The sequence below is a fragment of the Dyella subtropica genome (genome assembly GCF_026283965.1).
GTDB lineage: Bacteria > Pseudomonadota > Gammaproteobacteria > Xanthomonadales > Rhodanobacteraceae > Dyella_D > Dyella_D subtropica.
In genome coordinates this window covers 1-23,490 of the sequence record NZ_JAPDPD010000009.1, presented here as the reverse complement: position 1 = coordinate 23,490, position 23,490 = coordinate 1, and the positions used below count along the sequence as shown (strand labels likewise).

10 protein-coding genes are annotated in these 23,490 nt (G+C 63.7%); all 10 read right to left on the bottom strand.

Annotated elements, in window-relative coordinates; translation table 11 throughout:
• Positions 1-30: 30 nt before the first annotated feature.
• Positions 31-4,299: an RHS repeat domain-containing protein gene (locus OUZ45_RS09305; protein WP_266169716.1), complete on the bottom strand. Its 4,269-nt coding sequence runs from the start codon at positions 4,297-4,299 to the stop codon at positions 31-33.
• 874 nt (positions 4,300-5,173) lie between these two features.
• Positions 5,174-5,851 carry a hypothetical protein gene (locus OUZ45_RS09300; RefSeq protein ID WP_266169714.1) on the bottom strand — a complete coding sequence of 226 codons (678 nt, stop codon included), beginning with the start codon at positions 5,849-5,851 and terminating at the stop codon, positions 5,174-5,176.
• An 11-nt stretch (positions 5,852-5,862) separates the two neighbouring features.
• The gene (locus tag OUZ45_RS09295) at positions 5,863-10,212 is read right to left on the bottom strand and encodes an RHS repeat-associated core domain-containing protein (protein ID WP_266169712.1); all 4,350 of its coding nucleotides are present in this window, start codon (positions 10,210-10,212) and stop codon (positions 5,863-5,865) included.
• 497 nt (positions 10,213-10,709) lie between these two features.
• Positions 10,710-11,186: a chemotaxis protein CheW gene (locus tag OUZ45_RS09290; protein WP_266169710.1), complete on the bottom strand. Its 477-nt coding sequence runs from the start codon at positions 11,184-11,186 to the stop codon at positions 10,710-10,712.
• Complete coding sequence (locus OUZ45_RS09285; RefSeq protein WP_266169707.1) at positions 11,183-12,955, bottom strand: chemotaxis protein CheB; 1,773 nt, start codon at positions 12,953-12,955, stop codon at positions 11,183-11,185. The genes OUZ45_RS09290 and OUZ45_RS09285 overlap by 4 nt, the downstream gene beginning before the upstream one ends.
• Positions 12,948-19,292: an Hpt domain-containing protein gene (locus tag OUZ45_RS09280; protein WP_266169706.1), complete on the bottom strand. Its 6,345-nt coding sequence runs from the start codon at positions 19,290-19,292 to the stop codon at positions 12,948-12,950. The genes OUZ45_RS09285 and OUZ45_RS09280 overlap by 8 nt, the downstream gene beginning before the upstream one ends.
• A 135-nt stretch (positions 19,293-19,427) precedes the next feature.
• Positions 19,428-21,458, bottom strand: coding sequence for a methyl-accepting chemotaxis protein (locus tag OUZ45_RS09275; protein WP_266169705.1), 2,031 nt, complete (start codon positions 21,456-21,458; stop codon positions 19,428-19,430).
• Positions 21,459-21,580: 122 nt separating this feature from the next.
• Entirely contained in the window at positions 21,581-22,120 is a 540-nt protein-coding gene (locus tag OUZ45_RS09270) for a chemotaxis protein CheW (protein ID WP_266169704.1), read from the bottom strand.
• A gap of 7 nt (positions 22,121-22,127) precedes the next feature.
• Positions 22,128-22,499: a response regulator gene (locus OUZ45_RS09265; protein ID WP_266169703.1), complete on the bottom strand. Its 372-nt coding sequence runs from the start codon at positions 22,497-22,499 to the stop codon at positions 22,128-22,130.
• Between the two features lie 31 nt (positions 22,500-22,530).
• Positions 22,531-22,887 carry a twitching motility response regulator PilG gene (gene pilG / locus OUZ45_RS09260; protein ID WP_199535991.1) on the bottom strand — a complete coding sequence of 119 codons (357 nt, stop codon included), beginning with the start codon at positions 22,885-22,887 and terminating at the stop codon, positions 22,531-22,533.
• Positions 22,888-23,490: the final 603 nt, after the last annotated feature.

Below are 23,490 nucleotides of genomic sequence, written 5' to 3'. Positions count from 1 at the left end.
TTCGTTATGGGGCGCGATTGACATAAATCATCACCACTCGTGAATTCCGGGGGTACCAGGGGTGTAGTAAACCTGCCCTTGTCCTGCCTGCTGTATCGCAGTTGCATACCGAACAACATCTTCAGGATTCCAAACCATGGGCTTGGGGTATCCGATGACATGCTTGTCCGCACCGCCAGCACGCAAGGCCTGCGCGACTGTAGTAGAACAGTTTTGAGAGAGAGTCTTCCATTTGTGCGTCTTCTTGAAGTCGGCCCACCAACTGGCGATGGCGGCCTCATCAAGATTGTCCAAATGAATGACCATATCCGGCTTATGATCTTCAAGCTCTCTGTCGCGGGCTAATGTTTGGTCTGTATTTGCTGGCACCTCATAGATCGGTATGCCAGGGATAAGAAAATCGCGCCCGTCTGCTTGCGGCCACCAACTTATATGAACCCTGCCTCCGTCCGCGTCCAGCGATGCATGACCCCATCCCTTGTCTTCGCCGACGCTGCCGCGGTACTTCCATATATAGACATCTGCAAGGCCGAGTGCATCGAATCGGTTCAAGGGACTGTTGCTTACGTAGCTGTAGGGGTTGGGACCTCCCGCAGGCCCCATCGGGTCGGCCTGTCCATAGCCGCCGCGTGCCGCTTCGTAGTCGCGGTAGCCGTTGTGCAGCAACCCGCTTTCCGCATCGAAGTACTGCCCCGGGAACCGCAGATTGAAGGTGTAGCCGGTGCTTGACGTGGGCTGCTGTTCACCAAACGGGTTGCCTTGATAAGCCCACTGCCAGATGGCGGCCCCCGTCGCATCCGTAATGGCCCGTGGCGTATTCAGCCCATCGGCATGCACATAGCTCACCGTGCTGGTGATGCCTGTGGTGTCGACCACCGCCACCGGCAGATCATCCAACCAGATGTAGTCGCGATTGACCGTGCCGTACTCCCCGATCAGCCGGCTGGCTTCGTCATACGCAAAGCGCTGACTAACCGCCTGCGGGAACGTCACGGTCTTAGCGATGCGCTGCCCCAGCGCGTTGTAGCTGTAGGTGGCCACGGTCTGACCGTTGCGTTGCACCACCGTCATCCGGTTGCGGCCGTTGTAGCCATAGCCATAGGTGTCGCCCCCCGTTGCGCTGCCGGTGGTGTTGCCGTTGGCGTCATAGGTGCGCGCACTGCTGCCGATGCTGGTGAGCCAGTGGGTGCCGCTCTGGTAGCCGTAGCTGCCGGTGGCCAAGCCGCTGGCGGTCTTGCTCAGGCGGTCGCCGGTCTTGCTGTAGGTGTACGCCTCGATCGCGGCACCACTGGCGTTGTTGACACCGGTGAGCCGGTACAGCGGATCGTAGCTGTAGCTCTCGATGGCAGGATTGGCGCCAGGGGCATTGCCCAGCGCCGTCGGGTTACCCATCGCATCGCGGGCGAAGTGCAGATTGAGCGCGGGACTCACGACGTCGGTCAGCGCGTAGTTGGCGTCGTAGCTGCGCGTGACGGTCTGGCCGTTGCCCAGGGTGTAGCTGGCAATGGGGCCGAACGGGAGATAGGTGATGCCGCTGACCACCGTGCCGGCCGCCGTGCCTGGCGGGGTGACCGTCACGGTGGTGATCCGCCCGGCGCCATCCCGCGTGTACTGCGTGGCGGTCGTGCTCGGCGCAATGACGCTGCTCAGGCGATCTCCCAAGGTGTAGCTGTACTGGGTCACGTCGGTCTGTGTGGACTGCACTTGGCGCTTCTGGATGACATTGCCACGCGCGTCGTAGCAGAACACGGTGGTCACGGCGTTCTCGATCACTCGGGTCAGGCGGCCGAGCGGAGACGAACTGCTGCACCCGGTGACACTGTTGGCCTCGTCGTAGCTGTAACTGACGTTGAGCGTGGGGTCGGTGTAGGTGGTGGCGAGGCGGCGGTTGAGCGCGTCGTAGCTGGACGTGCTGACATTGCCCTTGGCGTCGGTCTGCTGCGCGCGGTTGCCGGCGGCATCGACCACGTACGCCGTGGTGCCGGTATCCGGGCTGTGCACGGCCTTGGGGTTGCTCAGGCCGTCGTAGTCGTAGGTGGTGTTGAGGCCGTCCGGATCACCCACGCCCAGCAGCTGGTCGCGCGCGTCGTAGGCGAACACGCTCTGGGTGTTCTGGGTGGCGCTGTCGGTGCCGTTGTAGTTGTCCAGCGTGCTGATCAGCCGGTTGAGGCCGTCGTAGCCTTGCTTGCGCTGGATGCCCAGCGCGTCGGCGCTGTGGACCAGGTTGCCGTTGGCGTCGTAGCTGTCGGTGAAGCTGGCGTTGAAGACGGTGTGGCTCAGGCCGTCGGTGAGACCGGTGAGTTGGCCCAGGGTGTTGTAGCTGCGCGACAGGCTCTTACGCAGGGTGCCGCCGCTGTCATACACCTGCGCGGCGGTCTTGTTGCCGGCGGCGTCGAGCGTGTACTGCACGTAGTTGCCCAGGGCATCGGAGACGCGGGTCAGGCGGTGCGCGGCATCGTAGGTGGTGCTGGTGGTGACGTTGTCGGGATCGGTGATCGAAGCCACCGCGCCGTAGGGCGTATAGGTGAAGTTCGTGGTGGCGCCACCGACGCTGCGCGAGGCCAGCCAGCCGCGTGGCGTGTAGGTGAGATCGGTGTTGACGCCGTTGGCATCGGTAGTACGAGTGATGCGCCCGGCGCCATCGTAGGAAGCGATGGTGGTGACGTGGCCGAGCGCGTCGGTGACGGTGTGCAGGTCGCCGGCTTGGTAGCAGGCTGCGCCGGGCGTGCCGCAACTCACCGCACTGCTGGTCAGGTAGTAGCTGTAGGTGGCTGTTTGGGCCAGATCGGTGCGCGGACCGGTGACGCTGAGCAGCAAGCCGATGATCGGGCATTGAGTGCTGTCGACGGCGGTGCAGTAGGTGTAGGTCCAGCGGCGCACGCCGGCCGGCGTCGTACCCGTGGCGGCGCAGGTGTAGCCGCTAGCTACCGACGTATCGATCTCACAGCGAGCCAGTGTCTGACCCGCACTGTTGTAGACCCAGCCGGAACTGGCCACTAGCTGGCTACTGGCATCGTTGACGGTGCGTGTCAGCGGTACGCGCAGGGCGGCATTCCAGGTGATGTTTGTAGTGCGTTGAGCCGCATTGCCAACGCCGTCGACACGCTGTTGCAGCAGCCCCTTAGCGTCATAGGTGTAATGGGTCGTCACGCCATTCCAGTCCTGTGACGACTTCAGAAAGCCGTTGGCGTCGTAGGTCATGCTCTGACCCATGCAATCACGACACACAGGACCGCTGACCGATACTAAGCGCGTGCCGCCAGCGACGCTCTGGTAGTTGTAGATGCGCTGCGTACCGAGGTTATCGGTCAGTGTAGTCGCGTTGCCGTTGTAGCTCAGCGTGCTGGTGTCGACGTTGCCGGCCAGCGCACTGGTGATCGCCATGCCGGTGGTGGTGTCGTAGCTCCACGTGGCGTACGTGGCGTTGCTTTCGTCGACCCAGGCGGTCAGCGCCTGTGGGAAATTTGTGTTGCTGTACTGGTAGCCGATTGTCCTGCCGTCCGCGTAGGTCACCCCGGTGAGATGGCCGCTCGTGTCGTAGCCGTATTGCACGGTCTTTCCGTCGGGCAGTGTGAGCTGGCTTAGCAGGCTGTTGGTGTTGTAGCCGAACGTGAGCGTGCGCCCGAAGCTGTCAATCACGGAATTGAGCGAGTAGAGGACTCCGCTTCTGGTGTAGGTAAGCCTTTGCGTATACCCGTCCCGACTGACGATGCTCACCAGGGCTCCGTTGAGATCGTACGTTTCGATATCTCCGTTTTCGACCGTGAGCGTGTAGCCACTGCTGCTGACCATCAACGACACTTGACTCTGCCCAATCGCCGTACAAGTGCCGTTGAAGCAGCTGAAGAAATAGCTGCTTCCGTCCGGGCGAAACGCAGAGAAGCCCGCACTGGCATCCGTGACAGGCGATGAATACGCCAATGCACCATTCGTGTTGAACACCGGAATGACGGTGCCGTTGGAGAGTTGGCACTGTCCGTTGCCCACGTACGTGCCAGTCATGCCAGCAAACGCGGGGTTCCCGGAAGCCCCGCCGAAGCCCGAGGCGAGATCGGCTACCCCGCTGACACAGGCAGCAGCGGCGGACGCATAGGCAGCGGACGATACGGTAGCAGCTGCCACACCGGGCCGTGGCACGGCAGTCTTAGTACCTTGGTCAATCGAGTAGATATGTCTGGCGGTGTACCCGTCTTTCCACCCGAGGCTGCCGTTATTCGGATTGCGCGGGTTGCTGTTGTAGTAGCGCTCGAAGCGCAAACGTCCATTGCCATCGGCGAAGTCGAGAGCGTGCTCGGACATGTTGCCCGACCCCACTTCGATGGGATGCGCCGTCGCAACACGCCCCTCATGGCAGTGGCAGTCGCCGCTATCCGCGTTATTGCTCAAAGCCAATACGTAATAGCCGATTGCGCACCCATTCCCCGCGTTGGACGCCGTGCAAGGATTGCTCGGTGGCGCGTCTCCCTCGAAACTCCAAGTCGCGTCGACCCGCTGCCGCCCCGGCGCGCACGTCCAGTTCGGTGGGCCGCACGTCACGACACCTTCCACGGCGTGCGTATTCGTATCCACCTGGCATCGCACGAACGGCCAATATTCGCTGTTTTGGTAAATCTCTTTTGTTGTGCCCGCGTAATAGCCAACGCAGGTCGCCATCCATTGATCGACCTCAGGGTTGGATGAGGCCCGAGCGACTTGCCATGGCCATAGCCCGACAACGCAGAGCGTCAGAATGGCCATGCCCCCTACGACCGCACGGTAAAGAGAATCCACATGCTGAGCCGGCCCAGTCTTGAACTTATTGCTCATACGATCCCTAAGCTGGTTCATCGCTTGCCCAGTCAAAATTTGAAAGTCGGAGATGTTTAAGCGCAGGCGAGCGCCCACATGGCGCCTTGTGGGAAATAAGGATGAGCACGCTCGCAGCTACGGCGAACGTCCCCATGCGAATGGGTTGCTAGTCGATTCGCTTCGGCGGTGTTTGGCGGGACCTTCGTGACGAGGGGCAATGCGTCCCTGCACGGAGCTAAATAAGGGGTCAGAGACATTTATCTGCGAACTCGCTCTAGGCCAGAAAATGTCTCTGGCCCTTTCTGCGTAGAAAATGTCTCTGGCCCCTTTCTCAGTTGCCAGGCTGGCAGACAACGGCGTAACGGCGGGTGAGTAGCCCTTGTAGTTAGCGAGACCGCTTGCAACGCCAATGATCAAGCGTGGACATGACGGCCGCATCAAGGGCTTTCACGTCCAACGGTATTCGTTTGTCAGATTCGAACGAGTACTCCAAGACGTAATCCGCAGCCAGCACGTATCGTTCGCACATCACGGTCTCTCGCATATTTGCAACGCTAGTCGTGGCGACCTTGTCGCTGTGACACCCTACCAACACAACATCATCGTCTTCCAGGCGGGGGGCGTCTTTGTCCTTCAGAGGTTTTGCTTTGGTCCAAATGTACCAATCGCGCCATAGCTTTTGATCTTGCACAACGACCATCGTGCCGTTGGCGACAGCCTTTATCTCCGCATGAGGAGATAAAGCGACCATCTTATAAAGCGTCCCCTTTCCCAGATCACGCCACTTTTCCGATCTGAACGTCGATCTTGGCTGGACGCTTCCATCAAGGACCGATTTAGGCATTTCACAGCCAACCTCGGCGTGGCCGGAAGCTCTCCAACACCCCGCAAATGCGAAGCCTTCCGGGGTACCAGGCTTGTCCTCGGGCACCCATGGCACGTCGGCAATGGTGCTTCCAGCAGGCACGCAAAAATTGCTTGATGCACCTTCCAGATGGTGGTTTTCAGCTGCGGAACAAGCCGTCGCTATGAGCAAGGCGTAGCCTACGAATATTTTCTTCATCTTAAGGCTCCTTATTGTGTGCATGCAGGCGCGTCGCACCATTCGTACCGGTCGCCGAAGAACTCGGAGATTGCCGCCCCGTGAATTTTGTCCCATGTATCTCCCCCGAAAACGTCTTCGGAAGCGCCGTGTCTTGCAAAAACGCGATGGTGAAAGCGGCTAATAAGCCCTTTCTTCACCATCAGCGGATTGTCCTCGGTTGCCCTTCTAAGGCTATCCACCCGTGCTATTGCAAGATCCTGTCGAATCCCATCCATCGCTTCGTCAACAAGGGCTTGGGAAAGGTCGCACGGCATAGGGGGTAAATGTTCACGAATCGAGCGCTCTAGCTTGTAATTTGTGATGTGCGTCAATGGACCTCTAATGCCGGGCACATTCGCGTTCGCAGCCACTTCGCCGGCTCGGCAGGCGTATGGATCGTGACCAGCACATGCCGCTCGGTAATAGGAGCGATAGTCTCCGGCAGCCGCAAACGCCGTCTCCTGTGGAGTGTTCCAGCATCCTCTAACGTTGCAAGCGAGTCCAAGGGGGTCTATGCCATTCAGAGGGGTATTTGCAACGTACGCGTAGGTGCTCAGCCCACCGCCGAGCCCGGTTGGGTCGCTCTGTGGTGAACGACCAGCCGCCGCTTCGTAGCTCCTGAAGCCCCAATTCAACAGCCCAGATTCGACGTCGAAGTACTGCCCCGGGAAACGTGGATTGAAGACGTAGCCGCTGCTGCTTGTCGGTTGCTGCTCGCCAAACGGATTGCCCTGGTAGCTCCACTGCCAGATGGCGGCACCCGTCGCATCCGTGATCGCACGCGGCGTATTGAGCCCATCCGCATGCACATAACTCACCGTGCTGGTGGTGCCTGCGGTGTCGACCACCGCCACCGGCAGATCACCCAACCAGATGTAGTCGCGATTGGTGGTGCCGTACTCGCCAATCAGCTGGCTACTCTCGTCATACGCAAACCGCTGACTGACCACCTGCGGGAACGTCACGCTCTTGCCGATGCGCTGCCCCAGCGCGTTGTAGCTGTAGGTAGCGACGGTCTGCCCATTGCGCTGCACCACCGTCATCCGGTTGCGGCCGTTGTAGCCATAGCCCCAGGTGTCGCCACCCGCCGCACTGCCGGTGGTGTTGCCATTGGCGTCATAGCTGCGCGCACCACTACCGATACTGGTCAGCCAGTGCGTGCCGCTCTGGTAGCCGTACGTGCCGGTGGCCAAGCCGCTGGCGGTCTTGCTCAACCGATCCCCGGTCTTGCTGTAGGTGTACGCCTCGATCGCGGCACCACTGGCGTTGTTGACGCCGGTGAGGCGGTACAACGGGTCGTAGCTGTAGCTCTCGGTGGCGGGGTTGGCGCCAGGGGCATTACCCAACGCGGTGGGGTTACCCATCGCGTCGCGGGCGAAGTGCAGGTTGAGCGCCGGGCTGACGACGTCGGTCAGCGCGTAGTTGGCGTCGTAGCTGCGCGTGACGGTCTGGCCGTTGCCCAGGGTGTAGCTGGCGATCGGACCGAACGGCAGATAGGTGATGCCGCTGACGGCCGTGCCGGCCGCCGTGCCTGGCGGGGTGACCGTCACGGTGGTGACCCGCCCGGCGCCATCGCGCGTGTACTGCGTGGTGGTGGTGCTCGGCGCGATGACGCTGCTCAGGCGATCCCCCAGGGTGTAGCTGTACTGGGTCACGTCGGTCTGCGTGGACTGCACCTGGCGCTTCTGAATGACATTGCCGCGCGCGTCGTAGCAGAACACGGTGGTCACGGCGTTCTCGGTCACCCGCGTCAGGCGGCCGACCGGAGACGAACTGCTGCACCCGGTGACACTGTTGGCCTCGTCGTAGGTGTAGCTGACGTTGAGCGTGGGGTCGGTGTAGGTGGTGGCGAGGCGGCGGTTGAGCGCGTCGTAGCTGGACGTGCTGACATTGCCCTTGGCGTCGGTCTGCTGCGCGCGGTTGCCGGCGGCATCGACCACGTACGCCGTGGTGCCGGTATCCGGGCTGTGCACGGCCTTGGGGTTGCTCAGGCCGTCGTAGTCGTAGGTGGTGTTGAGGCCGTCCGGATCACCCACGCCCAGCAGCTGGTCGCGCGCGTCGTAGGCGAACACGCTCTGGGTGTTCTGGGTGGCGCTGTCGGTGCCGTTGTAGTTGTCCAGCGTGCTGACCAGGCGGTTGAGACCGTCGTAGCCTTGCTTGCGCTGGATGCCCAGCGCGTCGGCGCTGTGCACCAGGTTGCCGTTGGCGTCGTAGCTGTCGGTGAAGCTGGCGTTGAAGACGGTGTGGCTCAGGCCGTCGGTGAGGCCGGTGAGTTGACCCAGGGTGTTGTAGCTGCGCGACAGGCTCTTACGCAGGGTGCCGCCGCTGTCATACACCTGCTCGGCCGTCTTGTTGCCGGCGGCGTCCAGCGTGTACTGCACGTAGTTGCCAAGAGCATCAGTGAGGCGGGTCAGGCGATGCGCCGCGTCGTAGGTGGTGCTGACGATCACGCCGTCAGGGTCGGTGATCGAGGCGACCGCGCCGTACGGTGTGTAGCCGATCTGCGTCACCGCATCGTTCGCCGAGGTGGAACCGTCGGCGTTGGCGCGTACGGTGCGGGTGAGCAGCCAGCCACGCGAGTGATAGGTCAGGTCGGTGAGAACGCCGTTGCTGTCTTTCTGGCGCACCACCCGGCCGCTCTTGTCGTACGCCACCAGCGTGGTCACGTGGCCGAGGGCGTCGGTGACTTGGTAGAGATCGCCCGCGCGGTGGCAGGCCCCGCCGGTGATGCCGCAACCGGATTCGTCGGAGCTGAGGTAGTAGCTGTAGCTCGTCGTGCTGGCGAGGTCGGTGCGTGGGCCGGTGGTGCTCAGCAGCAGGCCGACCAGCGGGCACTGGGTACTGTCGATGGCGGCGCAATAGGTGTACGTCCAGCGGCGGACGCCGGTGGGAACCGTGCCGGTGGCGGCGCAGGCGTAGCTGCCGGCCAGCGCTGGATCGATGTCGCAACGGGCGAGCGGCTGGCCGTTGGCGTTGTAGACCCAACCCGTCCGGGCCATGACTACGCCTTGGGCGTCCTTCGTGTCCCGCTGCAAAGGCAGTCGCAGCGACGTATCCCAAACGGTATCGCTGGTGCGCTGTTCGGTTGTTCCCTGCGCCTCCACGGCGTGCGTCAACAAGCCATTGGCATCGAAGGTCGTGGCGGTGACGCGCCCATTCGCATCGGTCGTCGAGGAAAGCCGACCATTGGCATCGTAGGCATACGACGTGGTTTGGGTTTGGCAGCCGGCACACGTCTTACTCACGGCCACCGGCTTACTGATGCCGTACATGTAGATGACCGAGGTGGTCTCGGCCGCGCCAAGCGCATCGGTGACCGTGTAGGTATCCCCCGAAGCGGCGGCATTGATGGCATAGCTAAAGCTGGTGGTATCCACACCGTTCGGCCCCAACGTCGCCGTCACGGCGCCTGACCTGGCATAGCGCGTCGTACCGATGCGCGTGTTGGCCTCATCCACGACGCCGGTCTGGTCGTACGGGCCGGCCAGGTTGGTGGTGCCGTCGTTCTCGCCGTAAATGAAGTGCTTGACGTGCGTATCGGGGAAGGTGATGTCCGTCAGGTTGCCGCTGGCGTCATAGGCGAACTGATAGCTTCCGCCGCTGGGGTCTTGCAGGCGCTGGGCGCGCCCGTTCGCGTCGTAGAAGAACAGGAGGCTTCGGCCCTGCGGATCGGCGATCGATGAGAGCCGGCCGTTCGCGTCATAGGTCAGGACTTGCGCCTGGCCATCGCGGCGCTGAATCGACGCCAGTCGCCCTGCGGCGTTGTATTGCTCCTGTTGTCCGTCCGCGGTGGTGTACACCCAGCTGGTGACGGCGCCAGTCGTATCGTAGGTCGCCGCCAGCCGGTCCGAAACATCCGGATCGCCGACCCAGTTGTTGCCCTGCCTGTCGAAGCCATACAGTTTGCCATCCGGGCGCAGCACATACGCCGAGGTAAGAACGCTGTTGCTCGCCAGCGTAATGCTCATCTGATAGCTGTGATTGCGGCGCGCACCAAAGAAGAGCTGATTGGGCGCCAGCACGGGGGAGTTTGCGTAGGCGTTGTTGTAGGCCAGCTTGAAGTCGACAGGGAAGCTACCAACACCCCGATAAACCTCGTCGACCTCGAATTTATTGCCGGTCGATGGGTTGACCGGGTCACCCTTAAGCTTACACGGGCAATCGGGAAACCCTCGTCCTTTATTGGGATCAATGGCTAAATCCGGGCATCGACTGCCGGGATATTCGTCCGGAGAGTAGGTGCTGCTATTGGGATTGCCACAGTTGGCAAACCTCCTAGCATCTGCCACAGATGACGAATGCCCAAAAAAGCTACAGGAATCATAGTTATAAGTATCCATGCCTGCGTCATACAAGGCACCATCCTCATATCCTTCGGCATGAAATACCCGAACATCGGTTAGCCTCCAAGCTAAATTTCCATTAGCACAGTAGGGCGCATGGATATTCCACTCAATAGCAAATGCGTCATAAGGTGTTTTGTACCTAATTTGATCCCATCCGCCGCTGTACCAATTGGGTACATTGTAGAAAATGATGGGCGCATGCCCAGCACGCACCCCCAACGCCACAAATGAAAACACCACCCCAATCAAGAATAATGCCGCGAAGCGTATCAACCGCATATCCATAAACGCCTTATCCTAAAAATATAACCACGGGAAAGCGGGGCGAGGATAGTTAAGCAAAACTAACTACCCCCCCGCTTTTCCGAGATGCTTGTTGCAGTCTTCGCCGGCTTCGTAGCTCACGGCGATTTCGCTCGCAGCGTGATGAACGCTGGGGTTTGCTTACGCTCACCCCAACCTACGACAACGTTGCGGATGCGCCGTGACGTTTAGCTCGCGAGATCGAGCAACTCCACCAACTGCTCCTCAATCCCTTCCAAATCCGGAATCACCGCCACGTCATCGCGCACCAGCACTTCGGCTTTGACGCCCGGCGGCAGCGGCGTGCCGTCGTGGGTGGGGATGATGAGTTCGGCGTTGAGGGTGGTGAGGCGGGGGAAGCCCTGCGTGACCACGGCGACGAACGGGAGTTTGGGATGGCCGGTGAGGGCCTTGAGTACGGCGACGCGGACGCTGAGTGCGGCATCGCCCTCTTCCGCGCCGGCGAGTTTGGTGAAGGACACGAGCGGCACGCGCCAGCCGCGCCAGGCGATGCGGCCGAGTAACCAAGCCGGTGCGTTTTCCACTGGCTCAGGTGTGGGCTGGGTGATGACTTCGGCCACGGTGGCGTTGGGTAGCAGCAGGCGCAGGTTGCCTACTGGCACGAGTACGCAGCGAATTTCGCGCGGTAACGGTTGCTCGCTCATCGCTGTGCCTCCACCCTGAATTCCTCAACCAAACGTGCCGCCAATTCGATTGGCGTGCCTGAAAAACCGTCTAAGCGCTCAGCCTCGACGCCATGCACCATGTCGGCGTAGTGATCGCCTTCAGCGTGTTCCACCCACACCCTGCCGCCGCGGTCATGCACAGCCTGTGCGCCTGCCACCGCGTCGGTGGCATTGCCGGCGAAGACAATGGCCACAGCGTCGCGGCCGAAGACGTTGGCGGCGGCGGTGAAGCTGGCGTCGATGGACGGGTTCTGGAACGACGACGGTTCGATCGCTTCGGATTCGACGCTGCCATCGCGCAGCAGGCGCACTTGCCGGCTGGCGGGCACCAGCAGTACTTCGCCGGTGCGGGCGCGCATGCCGTGATTGGCGATGCGCACGGGCAGCGCCGAATGGGCGGCCAAACGTTCGGCCAGTGCTTCGACCGTGGTGGTGCCCTGGTGCTGGGTGTGCAAGACGGTCATGCGCAGGTTGGCCGGCAACGCGGCCAGAAAGGCGCAGACCGAATCGGTGCTGTCGTTGGCGGCGCCGAGCAGCAGCACGCGCCCGAGCGCGGACTCCAGTTCGCCGAGCTGCATTTCATGGCCGTGTTCGAAATTTTGCGGCGCGATGGCTTCCTCCATCGAGACCAGCTCCAGGCTCATGCCAGCGTGGATGATCGACTCCTCCTGGCTGCCGCCTTCCGGCGCGAGGTAGTCTGCCGCGCTCACTTTCTCGATGCCGAAGTTCTTCTCGACCGGGTGAGTCTCCGCCGTCGGCGCGTCGTCGTCGTCGACCAGCGCCCAGCCGCTGTGCAGCGCTTGCGCGGCCGGCACTTTTTCTACGGTGATGGGGATGTCCACCTGCGACAGGAACTCTTCGTCCAGCGGCGTCAGCGCCATGTGGTCGAGCTGAAAAGCTGGGCGTGGGTCGCCGCTGGCCGGCACCGGCGGTATCGGCGCCGGTCCCTGCGTCATGAGGTTGTCGGGACCGAAATGGCCGTCGTGCAGTGCCGGCGGGGTCTCGCCGATGGCGTAGTTCAGACCGCCGCCGAATTCGTCGTCGGCGGGCGCACCTTCGGCGGCGGCAAGCAGGGCTTCCAGTTCGGCCGCGAGGGTTTCGGATTCTTCGATGGCGTGGTCGTGGGCTGATGCCAGCAGAGCTTCGGATGGGGGTGTGGGCTCGGGCTCTGTGGGTAGGAGCCCACCTTGTGGGCGATCAACCGTTAGGGAATCTTGCTCCGTAGGGTTTTCGCGCACAGGGTGCGCTCCTACAGGTGGCGTGGAGGCGGTTGGTGCGTTGATGTCGTTCTGAGGGAGATCGGGCACAACCGAACCCTGCTCCGCAGGGTTTTCGCGCACAGAGTGCGCTCCTACGGCTGCGGGTTCGGGGGGAGCGAAGGTTGGTGCGTTGAGTGGGCGCGGCGGGTCGATGTCGCCCTCGGCGAGCACTTTCACGGCGAGGTGACGTGCCCAGCGGGCGCGGTCCCAGCCGCCGAGTTTGCGGCTGGCCTGCGCGTCGTTGAACACCACGCGCGGGTGGTTGCCGTCGATCACCTCGTACAGGTGATCCATGGCATCGTCGGCATCGTCGTCCAGGTTCACTACGACGACTTGCGCACCGGCGCCGAGCAGCACGTCGCGGCTCAGCGTGGCAAGCGTGCCTTCGTGGACGATCCGTGCTCCGCGCTCGCGCAAGGCTTCGCGCAAGTGGGCACCCAGCTCCGCATCATCAAACAGCAGTGCGACTGCCGGTGCCGATTCAGCCATGGGCCGACTCCGTGGTCTGATCTTGCATGGCGCGTTGTTCCAGCACCTCGCTGATCTGCATCAGCAGTTCGGCTTCCTGATACGGCTTGCCCAGGTAGCGATCCACGCCGATGTCGAACGCGCGCTGGCGGTGTTTGTCGCCGGTACGCGAGGTGATCATGATGATCGGCACGCCGCGCAGGCGCGGGTCCGCCTTCATGTGCGTGGCGAGTTCGAAACCGTCCATGCGAGGCATCTCGATGTCGAGCAGCATCAGGTCCGGCACGCGATCGTGGAGTTTCTCCACCGCATCCACGCCGTCCTTCGCGGTGCTGACTTCGTACTCGTGGCGCTCCAGCACGCGGCCGGTGACTTTGCGCATGGTGATGGAGTCGTCGACCACCATGACCAGCGGCCGTACGCGCACTTCTTCCACCACCGGCGCCTGCACGGCGCTGAGGCCTTCGGCGAGGCGCTCCTGGCGGCGCACGATGCCGTGACGCACCAGCGGGGCGAGATCGAGAATGATCAGCACCGAGCCATCACCCATGATGGTGGCGCCGAGGATGCCCGGCACCGAGCTGATCTGCGGGCCGACCGACTTCACCACGATTTCGCGCGAGCCGATCACGGCGTCGATGCGAATCGCGGCACGCAGGTCGCCGGCACGGGTCAGCAACAGCGGTAGCTGTTCGTCGCCTGGATGGCCCGGCTGGATGCCAAGCAATTCGGCCAGGTCGTGAATGCCGTACTGCTCGCCACCGTATTGGAACGAGGGCTCCGGGTCGGCCAGGCGCTCGGCGAGTTCGGACGGGCTGATGCGCGCCACGCCCTGCACCGAGGTCATTGGGATAGCGAAGGTCGCTTCGCCGATGCGCACCAGGATGGCCTGGGTCACGGCGAGCGTGAACGGCAGGCGCAGCACAAACGTGGTGCCTTGGCCTTGTTGCGATTCGATAGCGAGCGAGCCGCCGAGCTGCTTGATCTCGTTGGCGACCACGTCCATGCCTACACCGCGGCCGGCCAGCTGGGTGATGCTGCTGGCGGTGGAGAAGCCGGGCTGGGTGATCAGGGCAAGCAGCTGGTCGTCGCTAGGCCTGGCGTCGGCACGAATCAGGCCACGCTCGATGCCGCGCTTGCGCACGGCCTCGCGGTCCAGGCCACGGCCGTCGTCGGTGACGCGCACCACCACCTCGGTGGCTTCGCGCGCCACGCGGATGCGCACCGAGCCTTCTTCCGGCTTGCCCGCCAGGCGGCGTTCTTCCGGCGACTCGATGCCGTGGGCCACTGCATTGCGCAGCATGTGCTCGAACGGCGCCTTGATGCGGTCGAGCAGGTTGCGGTCCATTTCGCCGTGGGCGCCTTCCACGAACAACTGGGCACCCTTGCCCTGCTCTTGCGCGGCCTGGCGCAAGGTGCGGCGAAGGTTGGGCACCATGGTGTCGAACGGCAGCATGCGCGTGCGCAGCAAGCCGTCTTGCAGTTCGGAGCTGACGCGCGACTGCTGGAGCAGCAGGGTTTCCGCCTGGCGCGTCAGGTCGTCCAGCATGCTCTGAATCGACACAAGGTCGGACACCGACTCGGCCAGGGCACGCGAGTACTGCTGCAGCTGCGAGTAACGGTCCAGCTCGAGCGGGTCGAACACCGACAAGCCGGCTTCGCGATGCTCGCGCTGGAAGCGCGCGATGATCTGCGCTTCGGTTTCGATTTCCATCATGCGCAGCTGGCTGCGCAGACGCTGCACGGTCGTGTCCAGCTCGACCAGGTTGAAGCGGTAGCCCGCCACCTGCTGTTCGAGGCGCGAACGGTAGATCGCTACCTCGCCGGCATGGTTGACGAGCGTGTCGAGCAGTTCGGCGCGAACGCGGATCTGTTCCTGCGGCGCGCGCGTGTCGTCCTGCTGGCCCTCTTCCGGCAGCAGTTCGGGCAGATCGATCGGCTCGGCCAGGGCGGCCGGTGCGTGCTGCCCTTCGGTGCCCCTCGTTTCGCCGGCCATGCCGAGGAAGCGGTCGATCATGGCCTGCGGGTATTCGATGCCGCGGCCTTGCGATACGCGCTGCACCAGCACGTGGAGTTGGTCGAAGCCGGATTCCAGCGCGCCGATCAAATCGCCGACGCGTGCCGGGTCGCGGCCCACCGGGCTTTCCAGCAGGGTTTCGATGGCGTGGGTGAGATCGCCCACCGGCACCATGCCGGCGATACGCGCACCGCCCTTGAGCGTGTGCAGATCGCGCTGCACGCTCGCCATGTGTTCGAGTTCGGTCGGCTCGGCACGCCATTGCGCCAGGGCGCTGTCGGAGTGATCGAGAATCTCGCGCGCTTCTTCGATGAAGATTTCCAGCAGATCGGGATCGATCGTGCTGTTGGTCCAGGTGGCCGCGTACTCGCTGTGCGCCGGTTCGGGCTCGTGCTCGGCCAAATCGGTCGCCACGTGTTCGGATTCCACCGGCGCAGATTCAACCGGCGCGGAGTGCGCAGGGGCTTCTTCGACCGGCGCGGCATGCAGTTCGTGTGCTACCGGTGCAGGCACGTCCGCTGGCGTTTCGACGTGGTGCAGCGTCTCGGTGTCGAGCGGCGCCAGCGGTGCTTCGAAAGCTGCGAATTCGATGAATGCATCCGCATCGTGAGGCGCTGTGACGAACGGCGTGGCGTCTTCGCGATGCTCTGCGATTTCGGGCTCTGCGACTTCGGGCTCTGCGACTTCGGGCTCTGCGATTTCAAGCTCAGCGATTTCGGGCTCTGCGACTTCGGGCGAAGCGATTTCAAGCTCTGCAACTTCGGGCTCTGCGATTTGAGGCGCTGCGATTTCGGGTGCTGCGATTTCTGGCAGTGCAACTTCGGGCGCAGCGACTTCAAGCGCCGCGACCTCGGGCTCTGCAACTTCAAGCTCTACGACGTCGGGCTCTACGACGTCGGGCTCTGCAACTTCAGGCTCTGCGGTTTCAACCGCTGGCGCCTCGTGCTCGACGACCGGCTCGACCGATTCAACCGGCTCGTCGAGCAGATCGGCGTATAGCGCAGCGAAGTCGTCCTCGCTCTCTTGTGGGGCGGGTGCGGCAGGTGTGGCGGCCACGGAATCTTGCAAGGCTTCGTGGTCGACATCGAGCGTGTCCGGCACGCCGGCCTCCGCGTCGAACTCGCCTAGCACGGCCATCAGTTCCGCCGTGAATTCGTCCGCAGGGACCTCGCTGTGCGAGGACGCGGCGGCGGCCGGTTCGGCGGGTGCGTGGTCGGCCGGTGCGTGGTCGGCGACAGCCACGGGCATGGCGGCATCGAGTGCCGCGGCCAGCGCGCCTTGGTCCGCCACGGCCTCGGCGTGCGACAGGTCGTCGGCGTAAGCTTCGAACACCACGTGCGCTACTTGCGGCTCGGGCTGGCCGTCGCGCAGCTCGACGATGCGCTGGATCAATGCATCGAGATCCGGCAGCACCGGATGCTCGACGTCGAACTGGGTCATGATGTGGTCGACCGCATCGGCGCTCTTGCCGAGCAGGCTCACGCCCTCCACGGAGAGCGGCTCGCCCGCCGCGCGCAGACGCTTGAGCAGGCTTTCCAGCGGCGACAGCAGCTGGGTCAGCAACGCAATATCGACCATGGCGATGGCGCCGTGCAGGGTATGCACGGCGCGCAGCAGGCCGTCGTCCACGCGCAGTTCGCCATGCACGCGGTTGATCGCGTGACGGATGGTCTGCAGGTATTGGGCGACTTCGCTGCGCAGGATTTCCAGCAGCACCGGGTCCACCGGCGGCATCACCGGTTCGGCGATCGTTTCGAGCACGGGCGCCACGACCGGTGCCGGCGAGGTCTCGATCGAGGCCAGGCTGGCGGCGGGGATCGCGTCGACGGCGGCGTCCAGACGCGGCACGCGGCGCTTCACGATACGACGTACGGTTTCGGTCGCGGCCGGCGCGTGATCGGCGATGCTGGCGTTCTCTTGGCCGGCCGACAGGCGATCGGCCGTTTCCATGATGGCGGCCAGCGGCACGCTGGGCATGCCCTCGCCCATCAGCGCGGCGCGCAACGGCGGCAGCGCTTCGATGGCTTGACCGATCAGCGCCTGCACGTTCTCGTTCGGCGCGATGGATTGATCGAGCACGCGGTTAAGCATGTTCTCGATCTTCCACGCGTACTCACCCAGCATCGAGGCGCCCACCAGGCGGCCGGAGCCCTTGAGCGTGTGGAAGGAGCGGCGAATCGGGGTCAGCGCCGCGATCTGCTGCGGATCGGCCAGCCACGCTTGCTGGGCGGTGCGCAGGTTGTCGATCTCTTCCTGCATTTCTTCGAGGAAGATCTCGCGGATGTCGTCGTCGATACCTTCCGCACTGAGCTCGAAGCCCGCATCGGCACCAGAGGCACCGCTGACCGGCACTTGCTCGACGATCTCCTCTTCGACTTCGATCCAGTCGCCTTCGTCGCTGCTGGTCTGCGGCGTGACGTGCTCGGTGCTGACCAGGCGCAGCCCGCCCAGATCGTGCGCGAACGGCGTCGGCGTAACGCTTTCGCCGACCACCAGGCTGCTCAGGTCGGGGCCGGCGGCTAGGCTGACGGTGTCCGTGAGTTCCAGCTCACCGGCGAACTCGTGGGCCATGAACGGGGCGGCGGCCGGCGCGGGCGCGGCGGCTTCATCGCTCGCCAGCACGGTGCGCGCTGGCGGTGGCGGCCAGTAGCCGAGCGTATTGAGGCTGTGCTCGGCGACGTCGAGGATATGTTCCAGCCCGCCGCGATGTTCGCGTGCGGCTTCCAGGTAGTACTCCAGCGCGGCCAGCGCATCGGCCAGGTGATCCATCTGCGAGCTGGTCGGCACGCGGCGGTCGCTGAGCAGTTCGTTGCCGATGAAACGGCCGATGCCTTCGGCCAGCTCGGCGGGACGCGGTGCGGTGAGCATGCGCAGTGCGCCGGCCACTTCGTCCATGTGGCCGGGGGCGTCGATCAGCTCCTGGTGCTGCCAGCCGGATTCGACGAAGGCGACGATGGCGTCCTTCACCTTGCCGGTGTTGGCGGTCGCCTCCTGCATCAGCGTGGCGAGGATGTGGCGGGCCTCGCTACGCGGCATCATGCTGGCGGGCGCTTCGCTGACGTAGCCCTCGTCGGCACCCAGGCTTTCGATGTGATCGTCCAGCGAGGCTTCGACGTAGAGCAGCGCACCGGCCACGTCGAGCAGCAGATCTTCGTCGGGCGCGCGCATGCGATTGGCGACTTCGTCCAGCACGCGGCGCTGTTCGTTGACCACGCGGCGCGGCACGCCGAGCGCCAGCATGCCGAGCGTGTCGCCGACGCGCTCCAGCACTTCCGTTTGTTGGGTGAGCTGCGCCGGATCGGAGTCGCTCTGGCGCAGGAACAGATCCAGCGCTTCTTTCACGCGCAGCAGATCGTCCTTGAGCGCCTTCGACACGGAGTCGAGCAAGGCGCGGTTGTGGCCGGACATGGAGCCGCGTGCATGCTCCAGTTCGCCGGCACCGGGCAGTAGCGCATCGAGGCCGTAGGTCTGGCCCAGTTGCACCATGCGCGGGCTACGCTGCTTGGACTGTGCGACCACGTAGAGCAGCTTGCGCGCCAGTTCGTCGGCGTCGCCGCCACGCATGCTGGATTCGCCGTGTTCGATCAGGTGGCGGATGCTGCGATCGACCTTGCCGATCAGCTGGCGCACTTCGCCCGCCTGACTCTTCAATACACCCTGCTGCAGGCCTTCCAGCACACCGGCGGCGATCCACCACAAACGGCGGCCGGGCACGCTATGGCAGCGCGCGGCGATGCCGTCGAGGGTCTGCCCCATGGCGGCAAGCTGCTGTTCCGGCGACTGGCCACGGAACCATGCCAACAGTTGTTGCTGGAAGCGCAGACGCAGCTCGGCGATCTGGCCATGCTGACGCTCGGCCTCGTCCGCGTTCATCGCGGCCGGCGCGTTGTCGGGCAGCACGACTTCGAGATTGGGCGAGAACAGCGCGGATTCGTGCAGCGCCTGCTGGCCGCGACTGGCGCGCAAGTCGTTGAGCAGCGGCAGCAACACCACCGGCACGTCGCGATGCCCGCTGGACAGACGCTCCAGGTAATCGGGCAGCTGCATCAGGCCGCGCATCATCGCGGCATAGGCATCCTCGCGCTGGGCGACGTGGTCCTCGAGCAGGGAGATGGCGAGTGTTTCCATCTCCTCGGCGACCAGCGCGGCCCCATACAGCTCGACCATGCGCAGGGTGCCCTGCACTTGATGCAGGCTGTCGGCGCACTTGCGCATGACCGCGCGGTTGCCCGGGTTGTCGACGTAGGACTCCAGCGCCTCGCGGGCCATCGCCAGAGTCTCGTCGAGCTCGGGCTTGACCCACTGCAGGGTGGTGAAATCGATGTGGTCTTGAAGTCTCATGCGCCTATCTCAGCGGCCACGCAACGTGCGTCACGCAACCGTCGAGGTTGCCCCCCTGTCATTGAACCCGCCCCATGGCATCGAGATGGCATCGAGCAGGTTCACATCGTTGTTTCAACAAGCTGCCCGACTCTCTTAACCGGGCAGCTTGAAGTGCGCTACTGAACGACGCAGATCGCTGGCCAGCTGCGCCAGGTAACCGATCGAGTCGGCCGTCTGGCTCGCGCCCTGCGAGGTCTGCGAAGTGATTTCCTGAATCGCGTTCATCGACTGCGAGATGTCCGTCGCCGCCACCGACTGCTGACGCGCCGCGGTGGAGATGTTTTGAATCAGCGCGGACAAGTCATGCGACACGCGCTCGATGTCGCCCAGCGCGCTGCCGGCGTCTTCCGCCTTGCGGGCACCGGCCACCACTTCCGCGGTGGTCTGCTCCATCGAGTTCACCGCTTCGTTGGTGTCGGACTGAATCGCCTGCACCAGCGTTTCGATTCGCTTGGTCGCGCTCGCCGAACGTTCGGCGAGTCGCTGCACTTCGTCCGCCACCACCGCGAAACCGCGGCCTGCCTCACCGGCCGAGGCCGCCTGGATGGCCGCGTTCAAGGCGAGGATGTTGGTCTGCTCGGCAATGTCGTTGATCAGTTCCACGATGGAGCCGATCTCTTGCGACGACTCACCCAGGCGCTTGATGCGCTTGGACGTTTCCTGGATCTGGTCGCGGATGGAGTCCATGCCCGAGATCGTCTCGCGCACCACTTCGGCGCCGTGCGAAGCGATTTTCACCGAGCGCTCGGCCACGTCGGCCGATTCGGCGGAATCCTTGGACACGTTATCCATCGAGCTGGCGATCTGGTTGATCGCCGAGGTCGCCGTGCTGATGCGGGCCGCCTGGCTCTGCGCCGCGTCGGCCAGGTGGCGCGCGGTGGTCTGCGTTTCCTGGGCGGACGACGACACCTGCTCGGAGGTCTCGTTGATGGTAGTCACCAGGGTGCGCAGCTCGTCGATGGCGTAGTTCACCGAGTCGGCGATGGCGCCGGTGATGTCTTCCGTCACCGTGGTCTTGACCGTCAGGTCACCTTCGGCGAGCGAACCCATTTCGTCCAGCAGGCGCATGATGGCCTCCTGGTTACGCTGGTTGAGTTCGGTGGAGTCCTGGAAGCGGCGGCGCTGGTCGCGCACGAGGGTCACGACGAGCACGAGGGCGAAGGCCACCGCACCGATCGCGCCGAGCACGCCCCACCACACGTTCGGGAACAAGCGACGCAACGGCAGTTTGCCGATCTGGTCGGCGAGTTCGTTCGCGCGCAGCAGCACGTTCTGCGAATCCAGCGAGGCCTGGTTGCCGGCGCGCTTCACGTCGGTGAGGTTGCCCGCCGCGCTGACCAGCTTGCTGACCGGGTCCTGCACCTCGCCCCACTTGGACTGCATCTCGGTGAGGATCTTGCGTGCGTTGGCGTCGCCCATGGAGCGCACGCCGACTTCGGTGTTGCCTTCGAGCAGACCCTTGAGCACGCTGCCGTAGAGCTGACCGTCGCGAGCCAGACCGTCGGCCGCCGGCTGGGAGGCATCGCCACCCTGCAGCACTTCCTGCACTCGGCGGATCATGCGGTCGGCCAGCAGCATCTGACGGGCGGAGGTGTAGGTCTGCTCGGCGCTGCCGCCGCGCTGCTGCAGGATGTTCACCACCTGCTCCATGCTCGAGTTGAGCAGGGGCAGTTCGCGCGCCAGGGTGCCGGCGCGCTGGGCGGAGTCGAGCACCAGGGCCTTGTTGGAGAGGATCTTGCCGATGTCGGCGTCCAGCTGCTTCCACGCGTTGCTCAGCGCGGTCACCGCGCGGCCGGCGGGTGTGGCGCTGTTGTCGGCATACGCCTGCATGCCGCTCTTGGTGTCGCCCTTGTTCAACCGCTGCACCGCCGAATCGATGGCGTTGCGGTTGGTTTCCAGTTCCTTGAAGGAGTCCACATTACCGTCGGACGCCTCCAGGGCATATTTCGCCGTCTGCTGCGACAGCACCTGGATCTGTGTCGTCAGCGCAATGGCTTGGCGGTCTTCGCTGTTCTTCGCGTTGAGCATGAAGAAATCCAGCGCCGCAAAACCGATCGCGACCAACAGCAAGACGATGAGGCCGGTATAGCCCCGTTCCTTGCCGACGCCCCCTGTAGTGCTCATGTTCGTTCACCTCACCCGTGTACACCACGCCGGAGATACCGGCGCTGGTTGGGACGTTGCCCCCGAAAACCGCTCACCCGGCCGCACCCGGCACCGGTCCTACCTCTACTCCGGCTATCGCGTCAGGCGGCGGCCTGACGGAAGTCCGGTGCACGCACCAAACGTCCCATGCTGAATATTGCCAGCCGAGGTTCTCCCACACGATCTTCGACGAACCGCGCCAGGCGCGGGTCGTCTTCACGTTCTGCCGAACTGCGCTGCTCCGCGTCCACGGTGCGCTGGCCGAAGACTTCGTCCACCAGCAAGGCGACGTTGCCCGCACCCTGGCGCACCACCAGCAGGCGGCTGCGCTCCGAATGGAGGGTGCGCTCGCCGAACAGGAAGCGGCCCAGGTCGATCACCGGCACCAGGTTGCCGCGCACGTTGGCCACGCCAAGCAGCCACGACTGCGTGCCGGGCACGGACGTGAGTACCGGCACGGCCAGCAACTCGCTGATCTCGTCGATGCCGCTGACGAACAGGCGGCTGCCCACGCGATAGCCGATGCCGCGCCACAGGCCCGGGGCCTCCAGCTTTTCCGGCGTGTCGGAGGCGTGCACCAGCGACAGGCGCTCGTAGCGGGCCAGGATTTCAAACGGAGTGAGGGCGATCGCCTGATTCATCGTCGCCTCAAGCCGCATTGGGCAGCAGATCGTTGATGCATGCCAGCAATTCCTTCTCGTTCACCGGCTTGGTGATGAAGGCGCGGGCACCCTGGCGAAGACCCCATACGCGGTCGGTCTCCATCGACTTGGTGGTGATCATCACGATCGGCACATCCTTGGTGACCGGGTCGCGCGTAAGCGTACGCGTGGCCTGGAAACCGTTCATGCCGGGCATGATCACGTCCATGATGACCAAGGAAGGCAACTCGGCGCGCACGCGCTCGATGCCCTCTTCGGCATTGCCGACGGAATCGACCTTGTGTCCCGCACGTTCGAGCAGCGTGGTGAACACGCGCACGTCCGTCGGCGAGTCGTCGATGATGAGAATATTGGCCACAGGCCCCCCTCAGACCCTGTAGTCGCCGGTCTTACACCGTGCTGACATGACGATGGATGGCACCAAGCAGCTCGTCTCGGGTGAACGGCTTGGTCAGATATTGTTCGGCGCCCACGATGCGACCACGCGCCTTGTCGAACAGGCCGTCTTTCGAACTAAGCATGATCACCGGCGTGGACCGGAATTGTGGGTTGTTCTTGATGAGCGCGCAGGTCTGATAACCATCGAGGCGCGGCATCATGATGTCCACGAAGATGATGGCTGGCTTCTGGTCTGAGATTTTGGCCAGCGCTTCGAAACCATCGACCGCCGTGAGTACGTCGCAACCTTCTTTCTTCAGCAAGGTCTCCGCCGTACGACGGATGGTTTTGGAATCGTCGATCACCATGACCTTCAGACCGGCCAGGCCATTTCCACTTATGTTCAAGTTCACACACCCCCCTGCGACCCGCCCCAGGCTCAGGTAAGACACAAAGCCGACCGCGCAGGGCAGTCGGCTCTATGTGGACGAAAAGAATCGTGCAAAAGATGCCCACCCACTGCCCGCTCATTTGGCGGACAGTTGTGCGTTGCTGTTTACCGCCTGCCCGTCGTGGCGTCAAGCCAAATCGCTGGTTCAGCGCCTTACGTCACCTATTTGCACTGTTTTACGAAGTCATGAAGCCGCTGCCTTGCCGCCCATGGACCGCGTCGGCGAACATCTCCGCATTCACCCCTGCGCTCATCGCAGCCGCAAGAGCCTATGGGGTCAGGGATGCTCTGATCTATTCAACGTAGGCGGCATGATGTCCAGAAGGCTCGCGGTGCGTGTTGCGTGGCACAGGGAAGGCTGGCCGCCTTGCCAAGCCGCGCGGCACGCACCGCGAGCCTTCTGGACATCACCCCGTCCTTTAGAATCCATATGTTGGGGCCGCAGTGTCAGCTCGCCTGCGGCCCGGGCGCCGCCTCGACAGACAGCCAGTCTGCCTTCGCCGACGCCCGGGCCGCAGGC

What these genes read in the sequence shown, in the direction of transcription:
- OUZ45_RS09280 (WP_266169706.1), bottom strand. Translation starts at nt 19,292, where the DNA reads ATGAGACTTCAAGACCACATCGATTTCACCACCCTGCAGTGGGTCAAG.
- OUZ45_RS09295 (WP_266169712.1), bottom strand. Translation starts at nt 10,212, where the DNA reads ATGGATACTTATAACTATGATTCCTGTAGCTTTTTTGGGCATTCGTCA.
- OUZ45_RS09270 (WP_266169704.1), bottom strand. Translation starts at nt 22,120, where the DNA reads ATGAATCAGGCGATCGCCCTCACTCCGTTTGAAATCCTGGCCCGCTAC.
- pilG (WP_199535991.1), bottom strand. Translation starts at nt 22,887, where the DNA reads ATGGTGATCGACGATTCCAAAACCATCCGTCGTACGGCGGAGACCTTG.
- OUZ45_RS09275 (WP_266169705.1), bottom strand. Translation starts at nt 21,458, where the DNA reads ATGAGCACTACAGGGGGCGTCGGCAAGGAACGGGGCTATACCGGCCTC.
- OUZ45_RS09300 (WP_266169714.1), bottom strand. Translation starts at nt 5,851, where the DNA reads ATGAAGAAAATATTCGTAGGCTACGCCTTGCTCATAGCGACGGCTTGT.
- OUZ45_RS09285 (WP_266169707.1), bottom strand. Translation starts at nt 12,955, where the DNA reads ATGGCTGAATCGGCACCGGCAGTCGCACTGCTGTTTGATGATGCGGAG.
- OUZ45_RS09305 (WP_266169716.1), bottom strand. Translation starts at nt 4,299, where the DNA reads ATGTCCGAGCACGCTCTCGACTTCGCCGATGGCAATGGACGTTTGCGC.
- OUZ45_RS09290 (WP_266169710.1), bottom strand. Translation starts at nt 11,186, where the DNA reads ATGAGCGAGCAACCGTTACCGCGCGAAATTCGCTGCGTACTCGTGCCA.